We start from the raw sequence: 20071 nt of genomic DNA on the forward strand, positions 1-20071 counted from the left end.
TTATTTCGCCGCAAAGGTGGGCCAAAGATTTGACTTATCCAAAAAAAGTTGCATTTTTGTACATTGCTATTTAATTCTTATATATGACAAAAGCAGAAATTGTTAGCCGGATTGCACAGCAGACCGGAATAGAGAAAGAGGTCGTAATGACCGTGGTCGAGGCATTCATGGAGAATGTAAAAGATGCGATGATTGCCGGGAACGAAGTGTTCCTGCGGGGTTTCGGTAGCTTCATTATCAAGCAAAGGGCAGAGAAGGTGGCCCGTAACATATCAAAGAACACAACTATTGTGATTCCGGCTCATTCCATCCCCGCCTTCAAACCGGCAAAAGTATTCCTGAATGCCGTAAAAGAGGGAAAATAAAGGACGTGTAAAAGTTTCATTTTATTTTGTAGATTTGTATCTATTAGCGATTTAAGAGGGATTAAGTTTTTAGTCTAAAAGATAATACAGAATTGTTATGATTAAAGAATTGAGAGTTGGCAATTACGTTGCTTATAAAGGTAAACCATCTTTGGTTTGTGCATTGGATTATGATCCTAAGTTGAGAAAAGAGAATATATCCGTTGTTTATAAATGGGGAGAACCTCCGTATAAAACAAATGGAGACATTCAGCCAATATTACTTACTGAAAAATTGGTTTTGCAATGCGGTTTTAATCAGCTTGACGATTATACATTTGACAATGATGAAATGGAGATTACACAAGACTGGGATGATCAAACTGTATATTACATTACCACTCATGCTAATGAATATACGGTAAGCGGACACCGCATAGAATACTTACACCAGCTCCAGAATGCGTATTTTTGTTTATCTGGTGGAAAAGAATTAGAAGTTAACCTATAAAGAAAAGAGGCTTTTAGAACTGCCTCTTTTTCTTTATATCATGCGAGGGTATTATATATTTAATCCGTCACCTCCCAGTAATAGCTTAACTCGTTCCCTTTCAGATTCTCTTTGGCGTATTGGTCGGCTTGTTCCCAAAGAGTATTGTAAAGTACCGCCATATCCGGTCTGTTTTCATAGTATTGCCATATCTTATGGTTAAGTACCAATGTCAGTTCCGTCAAGAACTTATAGTCCCCTTTCCACTCCCTGAAAGCCCGGTTGAAAGTGTCCAAAACAGCCGCCAACCCAAATCTGTCCGCTATTGAGAAGTCTTCCCAAAAGGTTGTTTGTAACTCATAACCGTTCTCTTGCATAAATTCTTTAAATGTCATACGCTCTAAATTTTAAGTTTGAACTATTTTTTGTTTTTCCCTTTGGTACAATCCTGTACCGAAAGGTTGATTATTTTTCTGCCTATAGGATTGACGGTCGGTCCAGGCAAGAAGGCTGCGAAAAATACACTCTCCAACAAAGTCGGGGAGGAAGATTTTTCGACAGCAAGCGTAAGCGGTTCTTGACAGGACAGACAAGCGGCAATCGAACTTTGCAGAAAAAATAAGCGGGCTTTCGGCATGGAGTGTTGGGAAACGGCTGTAAGGAGGATAAAACGGGGGAAGCTAAAATGTTATAAAAGGATTACTTTCCGGCTGGATAGTCACGGTACAAAGGGGAACGGACCGCGTTTCGATAAAAGGGAAAGAGCCATGAAGATATAAAGGGGGAATTCCGGCAAAAGGATTCAGGACACATCCATTGTCAATGTATCCCGAACCTGCACCGGTCATTATCTGTACCGAATGTTTAGGAAACCCATTTGTAACCTTCGTCCGTCAGTTCAAAATATTCGTCCATTCCCGGTTTCACAAAAAACATGATTTCAAAGGCTTCGTTGCTTCTACCTTCGGGTATCGTCATGTTGATTTCTCCATTGCGGGCTGTTCCTCTTCCCGTATTGAAACCTAAGTCTTCGTCCGCATAGGCGTAATGGAATTCCACATCCGGAAATATCTCGGAAAGTTTTTGGATAAGCAGTGGCACTCCATTCCATGCCGTATCGAACCAAAGTATGTTCGGCTCTTCAAAGTCTTGGTGATAGGCATTCCATTTTGTACCCCATGTGGCGGTAGACCACTCGTACCAAGTGGGATAACCGTACTTTTTCCGATTTTCCAAATACGATGCTCCAAGTTGCAGCGCTTCTTTTCTGTCCTTTTCCGCCAATCCTTCTATCCATTGAATGGTTCTCAAAGCATCATCGTCCAATAAAAAATAGAATGGCTTCAACTGCATTGCTTCAAGGTATTTCATACCCAAATCTCCACTGCTGCTTTTTTCTATCAACAGTTCTTCAGGCATAGGAATGATGTTGTTGAAGTCGATGTAACAAGGCGTATTGTCATCATCGGTTTTACCTTTTAAGAAATTCATTACTTTTTGTACTGTTTCCCGGTCTGCGTTTATTTCTAAACGGTTTGTCACATGATTAGGCATAATCTTAGTTTTTTGAAATTGTTAATACTTATTTTCCCTTTTGTCGGTTCTTTCTTCCTGAACCGCTTTGGGGTTTTACGGATGCGGTACACGGCTGTCGGGAAAACTTCATACGGTGGCTTTCCTTGGAAAATTACTCTTACCCCGGTAAGGAAGAATTTTGCAAGAAATGCACTTCAAGCCACCGGATCAAGTGCGACGGCCTACCTTTGCATCTGGTAAAACCAAACCGGTGATGGAAAGAAGAAAAGACGGGAGATATACGAAAGACCGGGGTCGGTATAAAAGGCGGATATTGCTCCGTGAGTAGTGATAAAAAGGAATGGAGCTGATTATAAAAGGAGACGGTTCTGTGTTTCGCCCATTCGATAAAGGATACCGCAACCATCTCTGGCGGATGCGTTGCGGTATTTTGTGGACAGCATTTTATGCGGCCTTGTCCGGCTTGCGCTGCCTTGTTTTCCAGCCGTACACGGCGGCTACATACGGATAGAGGGAACGTGTTCTCCGGCGGAAACCTTCTTCGTCGATTTCACGGTTGTAAATCTTATCGGCGATACGCTCCGCTTCATCACGGTCTTTGGCGATACGATACAAGGTGTAGTTCGTACCGTCATGATGGCCCATCCGTCCGCGAATGTTATAGCCGTCGCCGTACCATTCTGCATCGTCGCACTGGGATTTCAAAATATCGGCAATGGTGCTGCCCAATATTTGATAGCCTTGTCTCCGGCCGTTCCATAATCCCAAGTTGCCGAACACGACAATAATGCCGTCCACTTCTTTATTCAGGTTGCTCCGTTCGTCGTCCAGCCAGCGATATACTTCTTCTGCCCATTCTTCATCGCTGACCTCGTAACAGTCATCGTCCAATATTTCCCGTTGTGAATTTTGATAGTATTCTTTTGCCGTTTCGTCCAACAGGTCATAGCTTGACCAAATCATCTGTTTCATACGTCTTGAATTTTAAGTTTGACTTTTGTTTTTTTATCCCTGCCTTCGGAGGGTTTCCCTCGTCCGGCGGGATTTGATTTTACGTGCGGACCACAAGGCGGACAGAAGGGAAACAAGGCAAGGAGGAAGCGGATAGTCCTATGGACGATTTCATTTGTGTTGAACAAGTATTGACGAGCTTGCGAGTTGATGGTTGTTAACCTCAAATGAAGCCGCGCCTTGCCGGTTCCCGACCGCCTTAACTTTGCACGGGAAAATCAATGGACGACGGCGGACTCTTCGTGTGGAGTATGAAGGAGTATAAAAGTATAGACGTTCCGGAACGGTAACGAGCAAAACAAAAGCGGCCTTCGGGCCGCTTTGTCTCAAAAAGGCAGGAATTACTTCTTGCCCTTCTTCGGTTTCTTTGCCGGTTCCGCAGGAACTTCCTCCTCTTTATCGACAGCCGGATAAAATTTGACTGCAACCGTCACGATGCGGTTGTGCAGCACGCCGTCTTTGTCGGTCCATTCTTCGGGTTTAAAATAGCCCTCCACGGTAAGCAGCGTGCCCTTGGTGAGCTGGTCGAACGACCCGGTATTCTCGTTCTTGCGCCACGCTTCAATGTTCATGAAAGCGGATATACGCTTGGTATCTTCGCCGTTCTTCTCCTGACGGGCCACTGCCAGCGGGAAACGTGCGACACTTGTGGTGGTGAACTGACGGACTTCGGCATCTTTTGCCACGAATCCGGTTACTGCGAAATTGTTCTCGATCTTTTTCATTGCGATTGCTTTTTGAAGTTAATAAATCAGTTTTACGGTGCATAAAAGTAGGTGCAGTAAAGGGCTGCACCAAGGATAGCGCATAAATACTCTTTATTTTGGAGGCGAAGCCCCAAACCGCAAGCCCGATAAAGGAAGATTTGTGCGATACGCCATTGGTCAAGACCATCGGGTCGCGCCCGTCTGCATACTAACTTTGCAACGAAAAACGATATGGCGACTTCAAATAGAAAGCGGTCGCGAAAAAGTCGAGGCGAAACAATCCGCAGCGGACTCGGAAACATGAAAGACCTGTCCGTCCACCGACACAAGACCGCTCCCGTTCCGGCAGGTGGGCGGGAAGAACATCAGGCGAGAAAGTGTATCGGCTGTTTGGGGTTGAAGCGGCAAGAACGATATACCGTTTAACAACCATATACGCTGCATCGTGGAAAATACTATCGGACGAAGATCCGGCAAAAGGCGTGTGCGACGTATCGATATCGCTGTCTCTATCCGGCAAGAGAAATGAGGGAAAGAAGAGGTAAAGGAAAAATGGCCGAAGTCTGCCTTGAAACAAAGCGGAGAAGCCGCCTTTGCATGAGTGGCCGTTCGATATAAAAGGATATGGCGCAGCCGAAATGTATAAAGGGGTATTTCCGAAGGAAACGGTATGAGTGTCTGTTCGGAAATAAAAGAGGGTATCGCACCCGCGTATCTGTTTTAGATTTTAGCCGGTGTAACCGGGCTGAAACTGGTACTCCAGCCCGTACTACATTTACCTTTTTTCTGTTTTGGTCTGTAATTCTACCGGCTCGTCATCCCATGTCAGTTCTTTGCCGAGAAGTTTGTAAACAGTCCCTTTGGGGAGTTCTATCTCGATTGGTACATTGTACACTTCTTCCAAATACTCCCAATGCCCACACCGGCCCCGAACGGGCTTTTCGGGCATAATCCATTCTGTTCCGTCTTTATTTACTGCCAACCATGCCATAATATCACATTTTTAGTCTGTTCCTTAGTAGTAATTTTATTCTTCTTGAGCTATCATTCTCTTACTGTATTCCAAAATTTTATCCATCGTAAGCCACTCCGGTTTTTCTCCCTCCTTGAAGCTATCATGCAGTTTTATCATAAACTCAATTTGCAATTTTTCGTCGCCAGCCCATAAGGTTTTGGGGTGTCTGTTACCGTAATTGAGGTAATACTCGCAGTCTGACCGTAAGCGGTCTAACAGTTGGTATCTGAAAACCGAATCCCTGTGTATTACTTCGTCTACCGTTACTCTTCCATTTGAATTTGTTACATCGTTTGTCATAACCTATAAAATTTTGAGTTTTCTTTTTCCCTCTTGTAGCACCTGCTACTTTCGGGCCTGATTTAATTATGTCGCCTCGAAAGGTGTCATAGCTCTTTATGCAAGGTTTCACGATTAAATACTACCCGTGCGAAGCGGAGGGTGGAGATTTTGTCGTGAACCGTCAGGCTTTGACCTTGCATACAAGAACGGCATGACAAGTACCTTTGCGACACAATTTATATCAGGCAGCCCGAAAGCGATGTGCGAACACAGGGAAGAGAAGGTCTCGTGTAAAAGGTTGATGGGCGATAAAAAGGGTTTGCAGCGAAAAGAGAAATATAAACGGGTATTCCGGGGCAGTATAAAAATTGATCGTGAGGATAAAAGGGGGATTGTGCCAGCATGTCTATTGCGAGAAAGAGGAACGGGCTGAAGCTGGTAGTTCCGGTTCAGCCCGCAAAGCGCATTGGAGGTCTTTTGCCTGTTCCTGTCAGAAATGGGCTACCATAATCCGATGTTTGAAAATCCTGTTTTTATCGCTCGGTCGCCGTTGCTTTATCCAGATATGGTGTGCTCCGTATCCGAATATGAAATAGTCGTCGAGCGTGGTTTCGTTCTTCAAGCGTTCCATACTTGCCCGAAGTTCGGTTTCGTCAGTTGCAAAAAGAATCGTGTTCATGATTCGGAAATAGATTTCTTCCGCTTCATCGCTATAGCGGCAAAAGACGTGTTCGATTGTTACGTTCATGGTTCTATTGGTTTGATTGAGGTGTTTCGGGTACATTAGTCATTATTGATTCTCCGTCTTGATTGAAAATTTCTATTGTCGGGTTGCCGTCGTTTTCTTCGGGGAGCATAGATTCCGATGTATCGGTCAATGCTTGCCACTCTTCATAGCAAAGACGGTTGTCAATGATGTTCGACACGTCCTCACAGTTCCATGAGCGGACGATTGCCTCGGCTTCTTCATAACTGTCCGCTTTCACACTGAAATAATCCCGTTCCCAACTTGTAACCTTACGGTCTTGATAAAATTTGTATTCTCCCATATCCTTGTTGTTTTAACCGCTTACTTCTACAATATCCTCTATTCTGCCGTACAGTATCGAGCGTAACGCTGTTTTGTCAATCGCATAATACTCGTGAATACTTCCGTGCTGTTTGACGAAATACCGTTTGAGGATGTCGGAAAAGTCAAAGTGATAACCGCTCAAGGCAATTCCACGTTTGAAATAGATACTTTCCCATACGTTACGGGTAATCCAGTTCTTTTCTTCCCGGTTTAACTTGCCTCCGTTGTTCAGGTGTACCCGCAATTTGTAAACCTTGCTGTCCTGCAATGTCGCCAGTTCGGGAATGTCCCATTTGACGAATTTTGTTGCTATCTGTGTCATACGTTTGCTATCGTTTAATCATGGATAATCACTTCATCACGGTATTCTGAAATTTCCTTGCCGCTTTCAAGGCGGACAACTATGGTATTGCCATAGTCGCCCACGATTGTGCCTTCCATGTAACCTTTATATGGATTGAGCAACGTGCAGGACAAACCGATAATATCGCTATCTTCTTCGTATTCGTACATAGTGAATTGTGTTTAGGTTTAGGATAACTTAATGTTCCATTTACCTTGCGAGAATATCCGAAAGCTCACGTATTCGTCCTCTAACTCGTATGTCAGTATGCGGATATAGATTTTGTCTTTGGCTGCCAATAAGGCTATTAATTCGTTGATTGCTTTTTCCGGGTATTCCCAGCGGGAATCAAATTCGGCATCTACCGTGTCGCCATACCGGTTGACAAAGCCGTTGAAATTATCGTCCAGAAATGCCTCTATCTTATTGAGGTCTTGTTTGTTTTCCGTACTTGCGTGGAAAATGTTTGTTGCGTAGTTTGCCATAACTTTGAATTTTAAGTTTTCTTTTTTCCCTCTTGTAGCATCCAGCTACTTTCGGGCTTGATTTAATTATGTCGCTTCAAAAGGTGTCATGGCTCTTTATGCAAGGTTTCACGATTAAATACTACCCGTGCGGAACGGAGGGTGGAGATTTTGTCGTGAACCGTTAGGCTTTGACCTTGCATACAAGAAAGACATGACAAGTACCTTTGCGACACAATTCATATCAGGCAGCCCGAAAGCGGATGTGCGAACACAGGGAAGAGAAGATCTCGTGTAAAAGGTTGATGGTTTATAAAAAGGGGGTTGCAGCGAAAAGAAAAATATGACGTGGAATGTTTTTTTCTTTTGGCTGTACAATGGGACCGGAGTGTTTTACGAAGTTCGGGAAAAGGTTTAGTTTAGTCCATTAGCCTATATATATGCTAAATCAAAGTAAACTATATTTAGGCAGCCAAATTTGCCTGCCTATAAGTTTTTCCTTATCTTTGTATGAACTAAAGAATACTTGCTTTTTTCTTTTGGCTGCAGTGGTTCTTGGAAGCTCACATGCAACCATCGGACGAAAAAAATCTGGTGGGAAGCTGTTCAAGAAGTCCCGATTATAAGCAAGTGCAAAGAAAGAAACAGAGTGAAAACAAAAAATTGGGAAATACCTTTAATTAACGATTTTGTTTCTTGTTTGTTCCTTAATTAAAATCGTGAAATTTTCAACAATCTGATTTTCAAATCATTATATAAACTATTTTTGAGAGATTGAATTTATTTCCAATAATCATCCCATGACCTTCATCATCAGGTATAATATCACATATAGGGTAAAAAACAGCATTATCCATATTCGACTATTATTTATACAATATTCTATATATGCCACGATTTGAGATCGTAAGGGTATTTGTTTTCTTCGGCATCTTTGGACGGTTGCTTTTCCTATGGAAATATGTATATATCACAAAAAGAGCAGCAACTTCAAGTAGTATCTCAACGCAAGCTGAAATACTACCATTTAGTGCGGAAAGGACAGACAAGGCTGCAAAAAGGAGAAAACCCACCAGACAAGCAAGATATATAGTAAAATATTCACTATTCAGTCCTCTTATTTTCAGTTTATCATCCAACCCCATGTATACTTTACACGTATCCATACTATATCTGAAAGTTCATGCTTGCCAACTTATTGGCAATCGCACCAAGTAAAGTTAGAATAACGAAAATAAATGCCGTACCTTTTCCAACATTCATCCAGCCTTCTTCAGCACTTGCACCATTCTTCCCTCTTATGGAATCAAGATTGGCTATTACTAAAATTACAAAGCCGATGAAAAGCAGGAGACCCGCAACAGGAAGGATGTAATTTGTCAATATGTTATTCAGATCTGTCCGAGCATTGACAGTCTGGGCAGAAAGCATTTCCGACACCTGAAGTATCAGAACTAATAATATCAATTTCTTTTTCATAATCACCTTAAATAATCAACATGATTTTCATGAATAACCCAATCCTCCACAGAGAATGAGGTTACTTCAAGCGTTTCGCGGTTAGCATTGAGTTTAAATTTGAAAATATAGGTCTCACCTGGTTTAAAGTCCATACCAGCAAGAGAATACTGATAACTGGAAGCATTCTTCAAATGAATTGTTATTTCTGTATTTGAAGCCGGAAGATGGGGTATAATCAGTAAATTATCGGAAGCCGCATTTGCTACACCCATCATCTGTTCAGTGAAAAAACCGGTACACACATTGAATAGTCCCGTTATAGGAGAAGGCAACGATAAGGATGAAACCTCTTCATTTTCTACCGCCACCATAATCTGTGAAAGCGCATGATGAAGTTTTACAGATAGGGAAGAAGAACCAGGAGCTATATTTGCAACAGTCTTGCTATACAATAAATCGACCTGATTTACTATATTTATAACCAAAGCTTCGGGGTTATCTCCTGAGTGATAAGGATAATAAGAATACACCTTACCGGGCTTTTCCACATAAACAGGAACTGCAATTTTCCATTGTCCGCCAACCAAACTAGCCGAATTTTTATACGATATGTTATCATAAGGCTGGTTATCCTCTGAAAGAAGATACAGACCAATCGGAGAAGCAAAGTTCTCCGACTGGCTATTATCATTCTTTACCACGTGACATGAGCTGATACTCATCTTCATTTCTTCCCTTTCAGCCGGTTCATTATTGCTGTCCTTGCTGCATGACACCAGAATAAGACTGCTTAGGAAGAAAAAACATAGTAATTTTCTCATTTCAATTAGTGTTTAGTTAATATCTACTGAACTTTTCTTCATCTGAAGCAACGTTACCTGAATGGTCTTACCTGATTCATTTTGTCTGAAAGTCATCACACCGCCACGAGGCGTAGTACTGTTATTTTCCGAAACAGAAATAGAACTTCCGGATGCAGACGCCCAATTTACATTCGCAGACGAAGAATAACCAGGATATTCGGTATGGTCTAGAGTTCCGTTGATATATACTTGCTTAGTCGAGATTATTGTATAACTGTTTGACGCACCAGACGCAGATATATTCGCCCATGATTTGTTCATACTGCCATCGCCAAAAGTAAATACATAGTCATTGGTCATTACTCCGGCGGTCTGATGAACCGCTATCTTAGCTGTAAGATTGGACTCGGATTGCAGAAATACAATTTCACCGGAACGTTCAGCCCCACGATTTTCTGTAACAGTAACCTCACTGCCGGCTATATTCACCCAGTCAGGCTTACTGCTCAAACTGTACGGTTGAGAGACTGTAGAATTTGGTAATATTGCACCATTGATAGCATTGCTTTTCTCTGATGTGACAACAAAAGACTGGCCGACATCATCCAAAGCGGCAAAAGACAAAGAAACAGGAGTGACAAAAAAGTTGTAAGCCAATTCCTTAGGCATGAATTTAACCTCATTTGTTTCTCCGGAAACAAATGTACGCTGTTCTGCAAATGAAAAAGGATAGGCAGTACCTAAATCTATATATGACAACATGCAGAACTGTTCACCAGTATCGAATTTTTGTGGTGGTATCAGTCCTGTAAATGACACATATGTATCTCCCGAAACTTTTTCCAACGGAAGGTCTATACGACGATTGGCGGTAGTATTCAATACACCTGTAGCAAGATTAACCTTTGTATCGGTGTAGGTACGAATAGTCATGGCCGTTTGATCCTGATTCTCTAAAGAAGTGTACATTACATTCACCTTTGACAGCAGATGGTGAAAGTTTAGAGGTATATTCTTTTTCCCCGTGTGTTCGTCATTGATCGCAAAGAGAAAATCGTCAGTCTTACTGTCTCCAGTAATGACATGCGGCATGGAAGTTGCATCCACTACTTGAGACTTATAGGGAAAATAGACATAGAAGTCCAACTGTCTGTCAGGAGAGTTGAAAATCAAATTATCATTGTCTGATGCAATGAAAGCTTTTTTCTCACTGTCCCAAACGTATTTCTTGTTATCCGCATAATTTCCGGCTGGCTTAAGAGTCGAATTATTCGTCCTATCTACGACATAAACACCGACAGCATCACCTTCTTCAAAATCAATAAGCTCATTGGCCCTTGTACTAGGGAGCAGAGTAAATGACACATTACTGGCCGCCATACTACCACGCTCCTCTTCTTCAAGACAAGAATACGTGAGAATACCAAGCAATATGATTAACAAATATCTCATAATACTGTGTTAAAGGATAGGTACTAAAGAAATATCAGAGTCTTTATTGTCAGCCCACGGTTCAATAGTGATACCTTCATCAGATGTTCCATCGCCTGATCCATCACCACCTATATCCACGGAACTGTTTGTCACAGTCAAGGTATAGATATTTCTATATCCGGGAGACCATGTAGTTCCTACCGGAAACTCATATCTGAATTGACGATCATCGATTGTAAACACTGCTTTGATATTCTTTCCCTCAGTGGCAGTTACGGGCAGACAGATACTGCTTACATTCTGGTACTCCTCGGTAAGTAACAAAGTACTTCCCGGCATAAGAGTAAGCACACCATCCGTAGATGTACCGGTTATACTCCCAGTACTCAAATCAAGGGTTCCGGTAGTCTTGAATACATTATTGGCATCGTTATTTTCAATTGTCAAAGCCTGAAGGATACCTGTACCCTCATTATATGTGGAAGCCTTTCTCAGCTTAAAAACGACTTGTGAAAGAGCATGCTTCATCTCTATCACAACTTTCTTCTGTGTAATTGAAGCAGGTGTCTCACTATGACCATAAAGGTAGTCCGTTTGGGAAGTTGACTCTACCGGAATAGCAGAACCAACAGTTCCTGATTGTGAATAGGGGAAATAAGCAAATATTTCTGCCGGATTTTCATCCAAATAGATATTTTGAGCAAAAAAGCCCTTGCCATTATGTTTAAATAAAACATTTGTATAACGGTCTGCATTGCCTAAATATGGCTGTTCAATCGTACCGTTGCAAACAAATACACCCAATTGGTCGTTCTCCTCCCAATCGAATTTCTCTGCCCGGGTAGATGTAGACCCTTCGATACGAGCAGTAATATTCAGTTCACCATTAGATACTGCAACTGATTCACTCTCATTATTGCAAGATGTAAATGCAACTGCTAGCAGCATAAAAGCTACCAATAAAGTTTTCTTTTCCATAAATAATTAATTGTTAAAGTTGATATCGTCTTGTTCTATATCTTTCCAGGAAGAAATGTAGATATTATCCATCTGCATATTCTCTCCTATTTCAATTGTTACATCAATGACAATGCCGTCCGCATTAAAATCCTTCAGAACTGTAGACAGATCAATTTGTGAATATTGGGTGAAAGTATCACCAACACATTCAACACGTAATGTATTCTGAACTGCATTAGAAACCCCAAACACATAGGATTCCGAGGTATATTCATATTGTGTGTCGGTTTCTGTAAAGATTGGGAAAATAAGCCCGGCATACTCGGCAATAGGTTGGTTGGTATAGATTTTCCGGCCTGTGATAACTCCGGAAAGCATTGCTTCCAGAGTTTCTATCTTATGCTCTGCGGACATACCTTTCAAAGTGATGTTTATCACAATCTTCTGTACCATTGGAACAAGAGTGAAAGTACGGTAAGTCGTATCTTCCGGAAAGATAAATCCAGACTCGGATGCCATATGTACCGGCCGTAATTTATTAGCATATACAGGTATGCCATACTTCTCCGAATTAACCGTATCGGCATAAATCTCTATTTGGGTAATATCCGAAGAGTGACGCACCTTATTATTAAAGGTGCTGTATGCCAGAAAGCGGTATTCACCGGTCCTGATACGACTCAGAAAGTTACCGTCAGAAGCGAAACAGTCCGATTCGCCCAGCTTCTCTGTATATTCCTCATTGGAATAATTGTTATAATACCTCACCTGTATTTCTTCAGGTGTTGCAGGTAAAGCTCCGTTATCCGACAGTGTTGCACTCAGAAAGCCTTTAGTTCCATAGTTCTCGGAAAAGAGCCAGTCACAGGAACTAAAAAAGACAACTACTGAGAGCATACATACGGATGCAAAGATTTTCTTTGTTCTCATTGCTCAAAATTTAAATTATAGTCATTTATTAATTTGCTGATTTCAGGATCAAGCTGGCCGCGATACCATTTTCCAGGGTCACGTTCACACGAAGCCTTTAAAGCCTTGATAGCATCTGACGGACGGTTTTCTCGTGCATAAAGTATTGCCAATAGGTATAGAATATCCTCATTAGGTTGTAGAGCGGACAATATCTCAATAGCCGGACGGTCATATCCCAAGCTCATAAGGCAAACTGCTGTATTCTGATCGTTATATTCGCTCAGAACAGATAATGCAGCCTTGTATTGGCGATTCTCCAGCAGTTTAATTGCATCCATGTAAACTGTATCAACCACTGTCGTATGGATAGTGTCTTTTACCATTTCACGCCGATGAAGGTGAAACTCAAAATTAACTGCACGCAATTTTGGATAGAGTTCTTTGCGAATATAGGCATACTCCTTAAACTTACGTAAGGCTATTTCCTTTGCATCATTATTCTTGATGCCGGCTATTGAATTCAATATCTCTGAATGGTTTATAATATTTTCGTCATCCTGGATAAGAGATGCCAATTTCGCCCAGTCCTCACCAATTGTACGGTCTTGGAAAAGAGAAATTCCTTCACTGTCATCTGTCCTCGTGAGAAGATACCTTTTCAGCTCTTTCGCACGTTGCATAGCCAGATGTTTATTCATCTGCTCCGGGCCTTCAGGAGAGGAGGTTGCAATCATGTTCACGCTATCTAGTACCAATTCACCTGTATAAGTCAGTTTATACAGCGCATCCAATACCTTATCAATCTCTTCCTTGTTATTCCCTATTTGTTCATCAAAACGGGTAGAACCGGTTTTATAATTAATCAGAGCAGTAGTATTTGCCTGTGCATGTCGCGAGATGATAATCCGTTTGTATCTTGGATTGCGATCCAAAAACTGTACCATACTTGATATATAATAGGTCAGTGTATCACCTGGCGGTAGTTGATAACGGCTCTCATCCAGAGCTATTACCTCACCGTCAATGGTAACGTCTATTTTTCGAATATTCTCATTTGCTTCGACAACTTGTGAATAATAATATTCAAACTTATCTCCGTTTTGAATTACCGTATCAAGTTTGCATGGTGATTTTGGGAAACGGATATATTCTTCACGCTTTTCATCAACCAAAGCTTTTTTCCGTTCGTTCTCGGCCATCCGCTTGTAATCGAAGTAGCGTTTGGAAATCTCAATAGAATCTTCAGTCGTAATGCTTTTCTGTTCCAGCTGATAACCGGGTGAGAGAAAATTGTTCCAATAGCCTGGTACATTAGCAATATCTCTTTCTAACCAAAACGCAGGAAGTTTTTTTTTCCAGCTTGATGAATTGATAGTAGAACGGTTTCTCTCCATCAAACCGTTAAACAGCAAGTTGCGTTTATTACGTACATTACGCCAGTCTACAAAGCGGGATTGTGACAGAAGTTCTTTCTGCCAGGAATAATAAAATTGCTCCTCAATTTCAAATAATGCTTTTCGGTATCCTTTTGAGTCAAATAGGTACTGCATATATGCGCTGTCCGGAATAATCGAACTGATAAAATTCTGATACATCTGATAACCTCTTTCCTGTTGCCTGAGAAACTGTGCACCTGAGATTAATATTTTATCAAATTGGATTTTATTACCGTTTTTGTCTGCAATCGGCGTCAACTGTATTTGCCATTTATTATTAATAAGACTGGCCGGAACATCCACTTTAAAATCCAGTGTTATCTTTCCTGCACGTTCCGGAACATTCTTACTTTTGGCCACAATATTCACATCTGCTAAAGAGACACTCATAATATCCTCACCGTTCTCATCCTTTTCATATTCCGTATACTTCTCACGAAATTTCTTCTCTGTCTCCTTGCTATACACCTGTGACGTATCTATCACAGGCTTCCTTCCCTTGTTTTTTTTACGCTGTACCTGACTTAACCGCACGCGTTGATTATCTTGTTCCAACACTGATACAATAGGGGCACTGCACGAAAGTAGCAGAGATAGCGTCGCCAATAATAATGTTTTCTTTCTATTAATCATTTTATATGTCAGTCAATTACAACTTAATACTGTATGAAAGATAATGTCTAGTACAAAAACCAAAGTAAAGTAAAGTCATACAACAGACCAGTATGACTATTCCGGTTCTGGTACGTAACCACACACTTTTAAAATACTCGATTAACTCTTTCTCTTGTTCTGTCATAGTCTATCAGTCCCTTAAAAAGTCAAGAAGAATAACCATAACTCATTAGACATTACTTGCATTATCAACACGGGCACCACAAAGGACTACATCAATAGCATAAAGAACTATTCCAGGCTGAGGTTCTCCATTGTTATCTGTATATACTTTTACCTTAGTACGACCATTCACGAATACTTTCGTCCCTTTTTTTAAATAGGCAAGTATCCGGTCAGAGTAGTTGCTCCAACTAACATTAATCCATACCGATCGTTCTACAGAATTACCGTTAGAATCTTTTCCTAACTCAGAATGTGCAACACTAAATGTCACATACTTTTTGTCATTCTCCCCTGTTTGGATAGATGCATCTGCACCCAGATTACCAATTACTTGTGATAAAAACATAACTATTCATTTTTGAAGGTTAATACACTAAAATTCCTCATAGGCAGGATCTATCTCTTGGGCCCGGATAATGCTTACTGTCACGCATAAGCCTATCAACAGAAAAGCAGTTATAGTCACAACCATTTTCTATAATCTTAAAAAAATATGATTACTAATACAATGATAATCAGTACTGACAGAGTGAATAAACAGATACATCTATATCACTCATGACATCTTTTTGAATTAATACAATGTTCCGTTGCCGAATCATCTTTTATGTTTGAATCGGCACAATGGGAGCAGATTGTATGTCCATCATCGCCCCACCAGCACGTTCCATAGTCTGGATGAAAACATGGATCATTTTCCGTACATCCGCAGACACGGCATATACCTGGAGTTACAATTTCCTTTTTTGCAGTGGCTGCCCGTTCTGAGAATTGGTAGATGCTACGTACCCGGCAAATATCCATAAAGAAAACGTAGTCCGAACACCCCATATTATCAACAGAGGCATCAATCCTCTGTACCCTACCTCCTATATTGCTGGCAGAAAAGCGGATTTTTTTCAGTTTTGGATGCTGCGCATTGATTCCATCTATCTTGATGCGTATTTCCTCTTTGAGAGCATCCAGAGACACTTCATCCTTTACCAAAACACGCTCGAACTTTTGGACAAAATCAATAAGCTTCTTACAGGCCCGGTTTTTTGGCGAATAAGTATTGAAAGTTTGTACGAAGTATAGCATTGTCTTCTCCTTTCCCTATTTGTCAGAATAGATATACTAAGTTTACTGCAATCTTATGAGGTATCACGTACCATTTGTATTCATGCCCAAACTTGTATCCGCCTTTATTATGGACAAATTTGTCGTAACTTGTCCATAAGCCGGCTACGCCGACTTCCCATTCAAAATTCCAACGTGGCGCCATTGGATAAGTCCATCCAAAAGAGAGGCCGGCTCCAGCTCCGTAACCGTCATACCGGTAACTGTCCCAAATGTTACTGATGTTATACCTGCTGCCAATTACAGACAAACCGACAAAAGAGTCACGAAAACTTTCACGAAACCAATACCGGCCACAAGGCATGATTGTTAAGTTCTGGAACTTGGTATTGTTACTTCTGCTGAATACAAAAGGATTGTACTGAATAGGACAGTGAACAGAAAATTTCTTGTTCAAAGTCATAGCAAACTCGGCATTAATGTTACCGGTAGCGAGACCGATGACATTAGTACGGACCGAGTAAAACTGGCTGTAACCATTAGTGCTTACCACCAGGAACAATAACATAAAAACTAATTTCAATTTACTCATATATACTTATTGTTTAATTTCTGAAAAACTTTCCCTATGCTCACGCACCGGGAAAGGACTATCTATTAACTGGCCCATGCCATAGCTTTTAAAATGTTCACAAATAAGCATGGGATAGAAACATTTTTACACTTCCACACTTTTAAAGTATAGAAGCAAACAAACAAAACAGTTGGCTGACACTCCTGTCAGCCAAAAGACGGTAATCCACGGTTACGGGTATTATTAAATAACTTGCAGTACATAGAAATATAAGAAAGTGTATGTTCTACATGAAACAACATACAGCCTGCGTGGAAACCCTTGAAAAATTGTATTAGAACCGATGGATACTCAAAAAAAGGACTGGATAGGGCTGTATTAGTTCTAACAGAACTTTAACTGCAAAATTTCTAGAGTTAATTCCTAAAACTTTTTATTTTGATGCAGGACAAGGTGGTTCCGTATCCGATACACGTGTTACATATTGTTTAGGAGATCCGGAAATAACAGTTTTAGCTCAACCGGATGCCGGGTGGGAAATTGAATATTGGGAAGCAATGTTAAATGGAAAATGGAATATGGCTTCTGACCGGGAATATCTTATTGTAGATGATTATTTGTATAATAAATATGAAGATGGTACTACCTTTTATTTGGTTTTTCAGGTGACCAGTTTAGGAACACCAGTCAATAATATTATGATAAACAGCGTTCGACATACTGGACCAGGATTCGAATTTACGGTAGTTTCAACTTATAATACAGAAGTAGACATCGAAGCAGATTTTTCCGTAACCTACGATTTTGCCTATTTAGATACAGAAAACAACTGGCATACAGTGAAAAATGTAACAGATACCCAATATTACCACAGATTGGAGAAAGGGAAAAATAAGTGGACTGTATTTATTCCCTATTCTGAATATAGAGGAACTGGAACCGGTGCATTAGATACAGATACATATAATATAAAGTGGGAATTTTCTGGTAATAATGGCAGTGGTAATGTTGGAATAATAATGGGGGGGTATAGGTATTATTTCGTCGCGGCGTCAGGAAAACTGTGAGATTTAATTAGTTTTTTCCCTATTCCATTCAAATACAACACTCTCCTCATCTTGTCCAGAATAAGGAGAGTGTTGTTTGTTACTGTTCTTGGTGGTTCATGACGTATTCTTCATGCCAGGCAAGAAAAGCCCTGGCGCTTTCATCGCTTATTGGCCAAGTAAATCCATTCTTTCCATTCATCGGTCAGTTCCGACTGTGCTTCAACGAACTCTACTAATGTTATTTTCCCGTCTTGCTGTCAGTTTATATTAGGTAAATCCTCTCCCAATTATGTAGATAGAGAAAGATGATTTGGAGTGTGAACCTAGGAACACACTCGCCAAAACAACACAACAGGCTGCATAAAATAAATACAAATGTTTCGTTGTATGGAAACAAAAGACTATCTTTGCAATATTAAAAAACTTTATATGGAAGCAAAATCTAGATTTAATGTCATATTATCCAACGAAGCCCAAGAGTTTCTAGACGGATTGCCCAGCAAGGTACGTGAGAAAATCGTTAGCAATATTCGTAAATCTACTTTTGTACTTGATCCAGAATTATTCAAGAAATTGGATGATACGGATATTTGGGAGTTCAGAACGTTCTACAGCAAGACCAAATACAGACTTCTTGCTTTTTGGGATAAGGGCGATAAGGTAAACACTCTGGTAATTGCAACACATGGGTTTATCAAGAAAACTCAAAAGACACCGTCCAAAGAAATAACCAAAGCCGAAGAGATTAGAAAAGATTATTTTAATTCAAAAAGATAAAGCGTATGGAAGCAAAGAAATTTTATACACTCGAAGAAATCGAGGATAAATACATCGGAGAAAAAGGTACTCCCAAACGTGATGCTTACGAAGAAGAACTTAACTCTTTTTTGATAGGTGAAGCCATTAAACAGGCCCGGAAATCAAAGAACTTAACCCAAGAGGAATTAGGGAATCTGATAGGAGTGCAGCGGGCTCAAATCTCCCGAATTGAAAACGGTAAGAATTTAACCTTTTCCACCATTGCAAAAGTTTTTAAGGCTATGGGGATAAGTGCTAAACTTGAAATTGGGAGCATAGGCCAAGTCGCATTATGGTAATCTGTTGTATACAACTATTATTCTTATTGAAATGATGAATTTAAACAGCAAAAAGATGTAATGTTTAACTAGAATACAGTCTATCCGGCTAGATGATTGTATTCATAACATTACATTAAAATGAGTAGATCGAAGAAGAAGTTTCCCGCTGGAGTATGGTGTGGGTGCAAATCACAGAAGAAAGGCAAAAGAGTTGCGTCCAAACGTTTTAGAAGATATACAAAAATACTAATAGCTCAAGCTAAATACGATCTTCTGCCAAAACGTTCAATTGAAATAACTTCTCCCTGGGATTTGGGTGGGGATGGTAAAAGATTCTATGGTTATCATCCGGAATGTGAATGGTATGTCAGGATTATACGCAAATGACTAAGATAGTTGAGGAAGTCCTCCCCCCAAAAAGGGTGTTTCCCTACCCCTTCAAAAACAATAATCCCCTTACTGCCGGAGTAAGGGAATTATTGTTTGTTACTGTTCTTGGTGGTTCATGGCGTATTCTTCATGCCAGGCAAGAAAAGCCCTGGCGCTTTCATCGCTTATTGGCCGAGTATCAATCCATTCTTTCCATTCATCGGTCAGTTCCGACTGTGCTTCAACGAACTCTACTAATGTTATTTTCCCTTCTTGTTGGAGCTGTACAAGCTCTTCGTAACTATTGTTTTGCAATTCTTCAGTTTTCATAATCAAATTATTATTAGTTAAAGTACATGTTCACTTTCATCAAAGTTTTCGATTGAATAAACTACGAAGTCATCTGCCGAAAAACCTCCGGCAATATTACTTCGATGTGTTTTTGAAGTAATATATTTCTCAATACTTTTACAGATTGGATTATCTTTCTCTAATTCTTTGAAAGCAATATTTGCAAAATTATCTATGAATGGCGTTTCTAACTTTTCAAAAGCATCTCTGTTCTTTATATGCTTATACATCAACCACATAGGGAAAGTCATTTGCCAATCACTTTTTTTTATCATTATCGCTACTGCATCATATATAGCTTGTTCTTCATCAGTAAGTTTAAACCTCCTGATATTTTCAAAGCACCACACGATATACCCAATATCAGTAAGTATGATATATTTTATTTCTTGCCCTTTGTACTTACCAAAGGTCAATGTTCTTTCTTTTTTATCACTAATTTGCATTGCGGGCTAATATTACTTGATCTCTCATTTCTTA

At 40.4% G+C, this 20071-nt stretch carries 28 protein-coding genes; 6 read left to right on the forward strand and 22 right to left on the reverse strand.

Annotated elements, in window-relative coordinates:
• The first annotated feature begins 83 nt into the window (after positions 1-83).
• Both H8S52_RS01025 and H8S52_RS01030 read left to right on the forward strand, forming a co-directional pair.
• Positions 84-365, forward strand: coding sequence for an HU family DNA-binding protein (locus tag H8S52_RS01025; RefSeq protein WP_007571941.1), 282 nt, complete (start codon positions 84-86; stop codon positions 363-365).
• Between the two features lie 97 nt (positions 366-462).
• The gene (locus tag H8S52_RS01030; RefSeq protein ID WP_007571940.1) at positions 463-855 is read left to right on the forward strand and encodes a hypothetical protein; all 393 of its coding nucleotides are present in this window, start codon (positions 463-465) and stop codon (positions 853-855) included.
• A gap of 59 nt (positions 856-914) precedes the next feature.
• On the opposite strand, the gene H8S52_RS01035 is transcribed toward H8S52_RS01030, so the two are convergent.
• The 4 genes from H8S52_RS01035 to H8S52_RS01050 all read right to left on the reverse strand — a co-directional run bounded on the left by H8S52_RS01035 (position 915) and on the right by H8S52_RS01050 (position 4106).
• Positions 915-1229 carry a hypothetical protein gene (locus tag H8S52_RS01035; RefSeq protein WP_007571936.1) on the reverse strand — a complete coding sequence of 105 codons (315 nt, stop codon included), beginning with the start codon at positions 1227-1229 and terminating at the stop codon, positions 915-917.
• 469 nt (positions 1230-1698) lie between these two features.
• Positions 1699-2388, reverse strand: coding sequence for a hypothetical protein (locus H8S52_RS01040; RefSeq protein ID WP_007571930.1), 690 nt, complete (start codon positions 2386-2388; stop codon positions 1699-1701).
• 426 nt (positions 2389-2814) lie between these two features.
• Positions 2815-3342, reverse strand: a complete 528-nt coding sequence (locus H8S52_RS01045; RefSeq protein WP_007571928.1) for a hypothetical protein — start codon at positions 3340-3342, stop codon at positions 2815-2817.
• 380 nt (positions 3343-3722) lie between these two features.
• On the reverse strand, positions 3723-4106 hold the full coding sequence (locus tag H8S52_RS01050; protein ID WP_007571923.1) for a single-stranded DNA-binding protein: 384 nt from the start codon (positions 4104-4106) through the stop codon (positions 3723-3725).
• A 213-nt stretch (positions 4107-4319) separates the two neighbouring features.
• Here H8S52_RS01050 and H8S52_RS01055 point away from each other — a divergent pair, with 213 nt between their 5' ends.
• On the forward strand, positions 4320-4514 hold the full coding sequence (locus H8S52_RS01055; protein WP_080715528.1) for a hypothetical protein: 195 nt from the start codon (positions 4320-4322) through the stop codon (positions 4512-4514).
• Between the two features lie 349 nt (positions 4515-4863).
• Here H8S52_RS01055 and H8S52_RS01060 read toward each other — a convergent pair whose 3' ends face one another.
• From H8S52_RS01060 to H8S52_RS01135, 16 genes are all read right to left on the reverse strand, one after another.
• Positions 4864-5079 carry a hypothetical protein gene (locus tag H8S52_RS01060; protein ID WP_007571920.1) on the reverse strand — a complete coding sequence of 72 codons (216 nt, stop codon included), beginning with the start codon at positions 5077-5079 and terminating at the stop codon, positions 4864-4866.
• A gap of 36 nt (positions 5080-5115) precedes the next feature.
• Positions 5116-5403, reverse strand: coding sequence for an LPD11 domain-containing protein (locus H8S52_RS01065; RefSeq protein ID WP_007571918.1), 288 nt, complete (start codon positions 5401-5403; stop codon positions 5116-5118).
• A 472-nt stretch (positions 5404-5875) separates the two neighbouring features.
• A complete protein-coding gene (locus H8S52_RS01070; protein WP_007571911.1) occupies positions 5876-6133 on the reverse strand; it encodes a hypothetical protein in 258 nt (85 codons plus the stop codon).
• 4 nt (positions 6134-6137) lie between these two features.
• Complete coding sequence (locus tag H8S52_RS01075; protein ID WP_007571910.1) at positions 6138-6434, reverse strand: hypothetical protein; 297 nt, start codon at positions 6432-6434, stop codon at positions 6138-6140.
• A 12-nt stretch (positions 6435-6446) separates the two neighbouring features.
• Positions 6447-6779 (reverse strand): hypothetical protein, encoded by a 333-nt coding sequence (locus H8S52_RS01080; RefSeq protein WP_007571909.1) that lies wholly within the window; start codon positions 6777-6779, stop codon positions 6447-6449.
• A gap of 14 nt (positions 6780-6793) precedes the next feature.
• The gene (locus H8S52_RS01085) at positions 6794-6970 is read right to left on the reverse strand and encodes a hypothetical protein (protein WP_007571908.1); all 177 of its coding nucleotides are present in this window, start codon (positions 6968-6970) and stop codon (positions 6794-6796) included.
• 18 nt (positions 6971-6988) lie between these two features.
• On the reverse strand, positions 6989-7285 hold the full coding sequence (locus H8S52_RS01090; protein ID WP_007571905.1) for a hypothetical protein: 297 nt from the start codon (positions 7283-7285) through the stop codon (positions 6989-6991).
• A gap of 1146 nt (positions 7286-8431) precedes the next feature.
• Positions 8432-8743, reverse strand: coding sequence for a hypothetical protein (locus tag H8S52_RS01095; RefSeq protein WP_186909190.1), 312 nt, complete (start codon positions 8741-8743; stop codon positions 8432-8434).
• 2 nt (positions 8744-8745) lie between these two features.
• Positions 8746-9546 carry a fimbrillin family protein gene (locus H8S52_RS01100; RefSeq protein ID WP_186909191.1) on the reverse strand — a complete coding sequence of 267 codons (801 nt, stop codon included), beginning with the start codon at positions 9544-9546 and terminating at the stop codon, positions 8746-8748.
• Positions 9547-9558: 12 nt separating this feature from the next.
• Complete coding sequence (locus tag H8S52_RS01105) at positions 9559-10980, reverse strand: fimbrillin family protein (protein WP_186909192.1); 1422 nt, start codon at positions 10978-10980, stop codon at positions 9559-9561.
• Between the two features lie 9 nt (positions 10981-10989).
• Positions 10990-11940 carry a fimbrillin family protein gene (locus H8S52_RS01110; protein WP_186909193.1) on the reverse strand — a complete coding sequence of 317 codons (951 nt, stop codon included), beginning with the start codon at positions 11938-11940 and terminating at the stop codon, positions 10990-10992.
• A gap of 6 nt (positions 11941-11946) precedes the next feature.
• Positions 11947-12852, reverse strand: coding sequence for a hypothetical protein (locus H8S52_RS01115; RefSeq protein WP_117742251.1), 906 nt, complete (start codon positions 12850-12852; stop codon positions 11947-11949).
• A complete protein-coding gene (locus tag H8S52_RS01120) occupies positions 12849-14903 on the reverse strand; it encodes a M48 family metallopeptidase (RefSeq protein ID WP_186909194.1) in 2055 nt (684 codons plus the stop codon). Before H8S52_RS01120 ends, H8S52_RS01115 begins: the two co-directional genes overlap by 4 nt.
• Before the next feature lie 211 nt (positions 14904-15114).
• Positions 15115-15456: a single-stranded DNA-binding protein gene (locus tag H8S52_RS01125; RefSeq protein WP_186909195.1), complete on the reverse strand. Its 342-nt coding sequence runs from the start codon at positions 15454-15456 to the stop codon at positions 15115-15117.
• A gap of 206 nt (positions 15457-15662) precedes the next feature.
• Positions 15663-16190 (reverse strand): hypothetical protein, encoded by a 528-nt coding sequence (locus H8S52_RS19855; protein WP_255469946.1) that lies wholly within the window; start codon positions 16188-16190, stop codon positions 15663-15665.
• A 22-nt stretch (positions 16191-16212) separates the two neighbouring features.
• The gene (locus tag H8S52_RS01135) at positions 16213-16761 is read right to left on the reverse strand and encodes a DUF3575 domain-containing protein (RefSeq protein ID WP_117742248.1); all 549 of its coding nucleotides are present in this window, start codon (positions 16759-16761) and stop codon (positions 16213-16215) included.
• 560 nt (positions 16762-17321) lie between these two features.
• Here H8S52_RS01135 and H8S52_RS01140 point away from each other — a divergent pair.
• The 3 genes from H8S52_RS01140 (at position 17322) to H8S52_RS01150 (ending at position 18889) form a co-directional block, all read left to right on the forward strand.
• Positions 17322-17810 carry a hypothetical protein gene (locus tag H8S52_RS01140; protein WP_186909196.1) on the forward strand — a complete coding sequence of 163 codons (489 nt, stop codon included), beginning with the start codon at positions 17322-17324 and terminating at the stop codon, positions 17808-17810.
• A 411-nt stretch (positions 17811-18221) separates the two neighbouring features.
• A complete protein-coding gene (locus H8S52_RS01145; protein ID WP_117742287.1) occupies positions 18222-18569 on the forward strand; it encodes a type II toxin-antitoxin system RelE/ParE family toxin in 348 nt (115 codons plus the stop codon).
• Between the two features lie 5 nt (positions 18570-18574).
• Positions 18575-18889, forward strand: coding sequence for a helix-turn-helix domain-containing protein (locus H8S52_RS01150; protein ID WP_117742229.1), 315 nt, complete (start codon positions 18575-18577; stop codon positions 18887-18889).
• 468 nt (positions 18890-19357) lie between these two features.
• Here the strand turns inward: H8S52_RS01150 and H8S52_RS01155 are convergent, their stop codons facing one another.
• Both H8S52_RS01155 and H8S52_RS01160 read right to left on the reverse strand, forming a co-directional pair.
• On the reverse strand, positions 19358-19570 hold the full coding sequence (locus H8S52_RS01155) for a hypothetical protein (RefSeq protein WP_186909197.1): 213 nt from the start codon (positions 19568-19570) through the stop codon (positions 19358-19360).
• 17 nt (positions 19571-19587) lie between these two features.
• Positions 19588-20037, reverse strand: a complete 450-nt coding sequence (locus H8S52_RS01160) for a hypothetical protein (protein WP_117952236.1) — start codon at positions 20035-20037, stop codon at positions 19588-19590.
• Positions 20038-20071 lie beyond the last annotated feature (34 nt).

It is taken from the genome of Bacteroides sp. NSJ-48, assembly GCF_014287405.1.
GTDB classification, from domain to species: domain Bacteria; phylum Bacteroidota; class Bacteroidia; order Bacteroidales; family Bacteroidaceae; genus Bacteroides; species Bacteroides stercoris.

Excerpts from the sequence above, each read along its gene's own strand:
- H8S52_RS19855 (WP_255469946.1), bottom strand. The coding sequence starts at position 16,190 with ATGCTATACTTCGTACAAACTTTCAATACTTATTCGCCAAAAAACCGG.
- H8S52_RS01120 (WP_186909194.1), bottom strand. The coding sequence starts at position 14,903 with ATGATTAATAGAAAGAAAACATTATTATTGGCGACGCTATCTCTGCTA.
- H8S52_RS01035 (WP_007571936.1), bottom strand. The coding sequence starts at position 1,229 with ATGACATTTAAAGAATTTATGCAAGAGAACGGTTATGAGTTACAAACA.
- H8S52_RS01135 (WP_117742248.1), bottom strand. The coding sequence starts at position 16,761 with ATGAGTAAATTGAAATTAGTTTTTATGTTATTGTTCCTGGTGGTAAGC.
- H8S52_RS01040 (WP_007571930.1), bottom strand. The coding sequence starts at position 2,388 with ATGCCTAATCATGTGACAAACCGTTTAGAAATAAACGCAGACCGGGAA.
- H8S52_RS01085 (WP_007571908.1), bottom strand. The coding sequence starts at position 6,970 with ATGTACGAATACGAAGAAGATAGCGATATTATCGGTTTGTCCTGCACG.
- H8S52_RS01075 (WP_007571910.1), bottom strand. The coding sequence starts at position 6,434 with ATGGGAGAATACAAATTTTATCAAGACCGTAAGGTTACAAGTTGGGAA.
- H8S52_RS01045 (WP_007571928.1), bottom strand. The coding sequence starts at position 3,342 with ATGAAACAGATGATTTGGTCAAGCTATGACCTGTTGGACGAAACGGCA.
- H8S52_RS01070 (WP_007571911.1), bottom strand. The coding sequence starts at position 6,133 with ATGAACGTAACAATCGAACACGTCTTTTGCCGCTATAGCGATGAAGCG.
- H8S52_RS01140 (WP_186909196.1), top strand. The coding sequence starts at position 17,322 with ATGGCTTCTGACCGGGAATATCTTATTGTAGATGATTATTTGTATAAT.
- H8S52_RS01055 (WP_080715528.1), top strand. The coding sequence starts at position 4,320 with ATGGCGACTTCAAATAGAAAGCGGTCGCGAAAAAGTCGAGGCGAAACA.
- H8S52_RS01145 (WP_117742287.1), top strand. The coding sequence starts at position 18,222 with ATGGAAGCAAAATCTAGATTTAATGTCATATTATCCAACGAAGCCCAA.
- H8S52_RS01150 (WP_117742229.1), top strand. The coding sequence starts at position 18,575 with ATGGAAGCAAAGAAATTTTATACACTCGAAGAAATCGAGGATAAATAC.
- H8S52_RS01155 (WP_186909197.1), bottom strand. The coding sequence starts at position 19,570 with ATGAAAACTGAAGAATTGCAAAACAATAGTTACGAAGAGCTTGTACAG.
- H8S52_RS01060 (WP_007571920.1), bottom strand. The coding sequence starts at position 5,079 with ATGGCATGGTTGGCAGTAAATAAAGACGGAACAGAATGGATTATGCCC.
- H8S52_RS01095 (WP_186909190.1), bottom strand. The coding sequence starts at position 8,743 with ATGAAAAAGAAATTGATATTATTAGTTCTGATACTTCAGGTGTCGGAA.
- H8S52_RS01160 (WP_117952236.1), bottom strand. The coding sequence starts at position 20,037 with ATGCAAATTAGTGATAAAAAAGAAAGAACATTGACCTTTGGTAAGTAC.
- H8S52_RS01105 (WP_186909192.1), bottom strand. The coding sequence starts at position 10,980 with ATGAGATATTTGTTAATCATATTGCTTGGTATTCTCACGTATTCTTGT.
- H8S52_RS01080 (WP_007571909.1), bottom strand. The coding sequence starts at position 6,779 with ATGACACAGATAGCAACAAAATTCGTCAAATGGGACATTCCCGAACTG.
- H8S52_RS01050 (WP_007571923.1), bottom strand. The coding sequence starts at position 4,106 with ATGAAAAAGATCGAGAACAATTTCGCAGTAACCGGATTCGTGGCAAAA.
- H8S52_RS01065 (WP_007571918.1), bottom strand. The coding sequence starts at position 5,403 with ATGACAAACGATGTAACAAATTCAAATGGAAGAGTAACGGTAGACGAA.
- H8S52_RS01100 (WP_186909191.1), bottom strand. The coding sequence starts at position 9,546 with ATGAGAAAATTACTATGTTTTTTCTTCCTAAGCAGTCTTATTCTGGTG.
- H8S52_RS01115 (WP_117742251.1), bottom strand. The coding sequence starts at position 12,852 with ATGAGAACAAAGAAAATCTTTGCATCCGTATGTATGCTCTCAGTAGTT.
- H8S52_RS01090 (WP_007571905.1), bottom strand. The coding sequence starts at position 7,285 with ATGGCAAACTACGCAACAAACATTTTCCACGCAAGTACGGAAAACAAA.
- H8S52_RS01030 (WP_007571940.1), top strand. The coding sequence starts at position 463 with ATGATTAAAGAATTGAGAGTTGGCAATTACGTTGCTTATAAAGGTAAA.
- H8S52_RS01110 (WP_186909193.1), bottom strand. The coding sequence starts at position 11,940 with ATGGAAAAGAAAACTTTATTGGTAGCTTTTATGCTGCTAGCAGTTGCA.
- H8S52_RS01125 (WP_186909195.1), bottom strand. The coding sequence starts at position 15,456 with ATGTTTTTATCACAAGTAATTGGTAATCTGGGTGCAGATGCATCTATC.
- H8S52_RS01025 (WP_007571941.1), top strand. The coding sequence starts at position 84 with ATGACAAAAGCAGAAATTGTTAGCCGGATTGCACAGCAGACCGGAATA.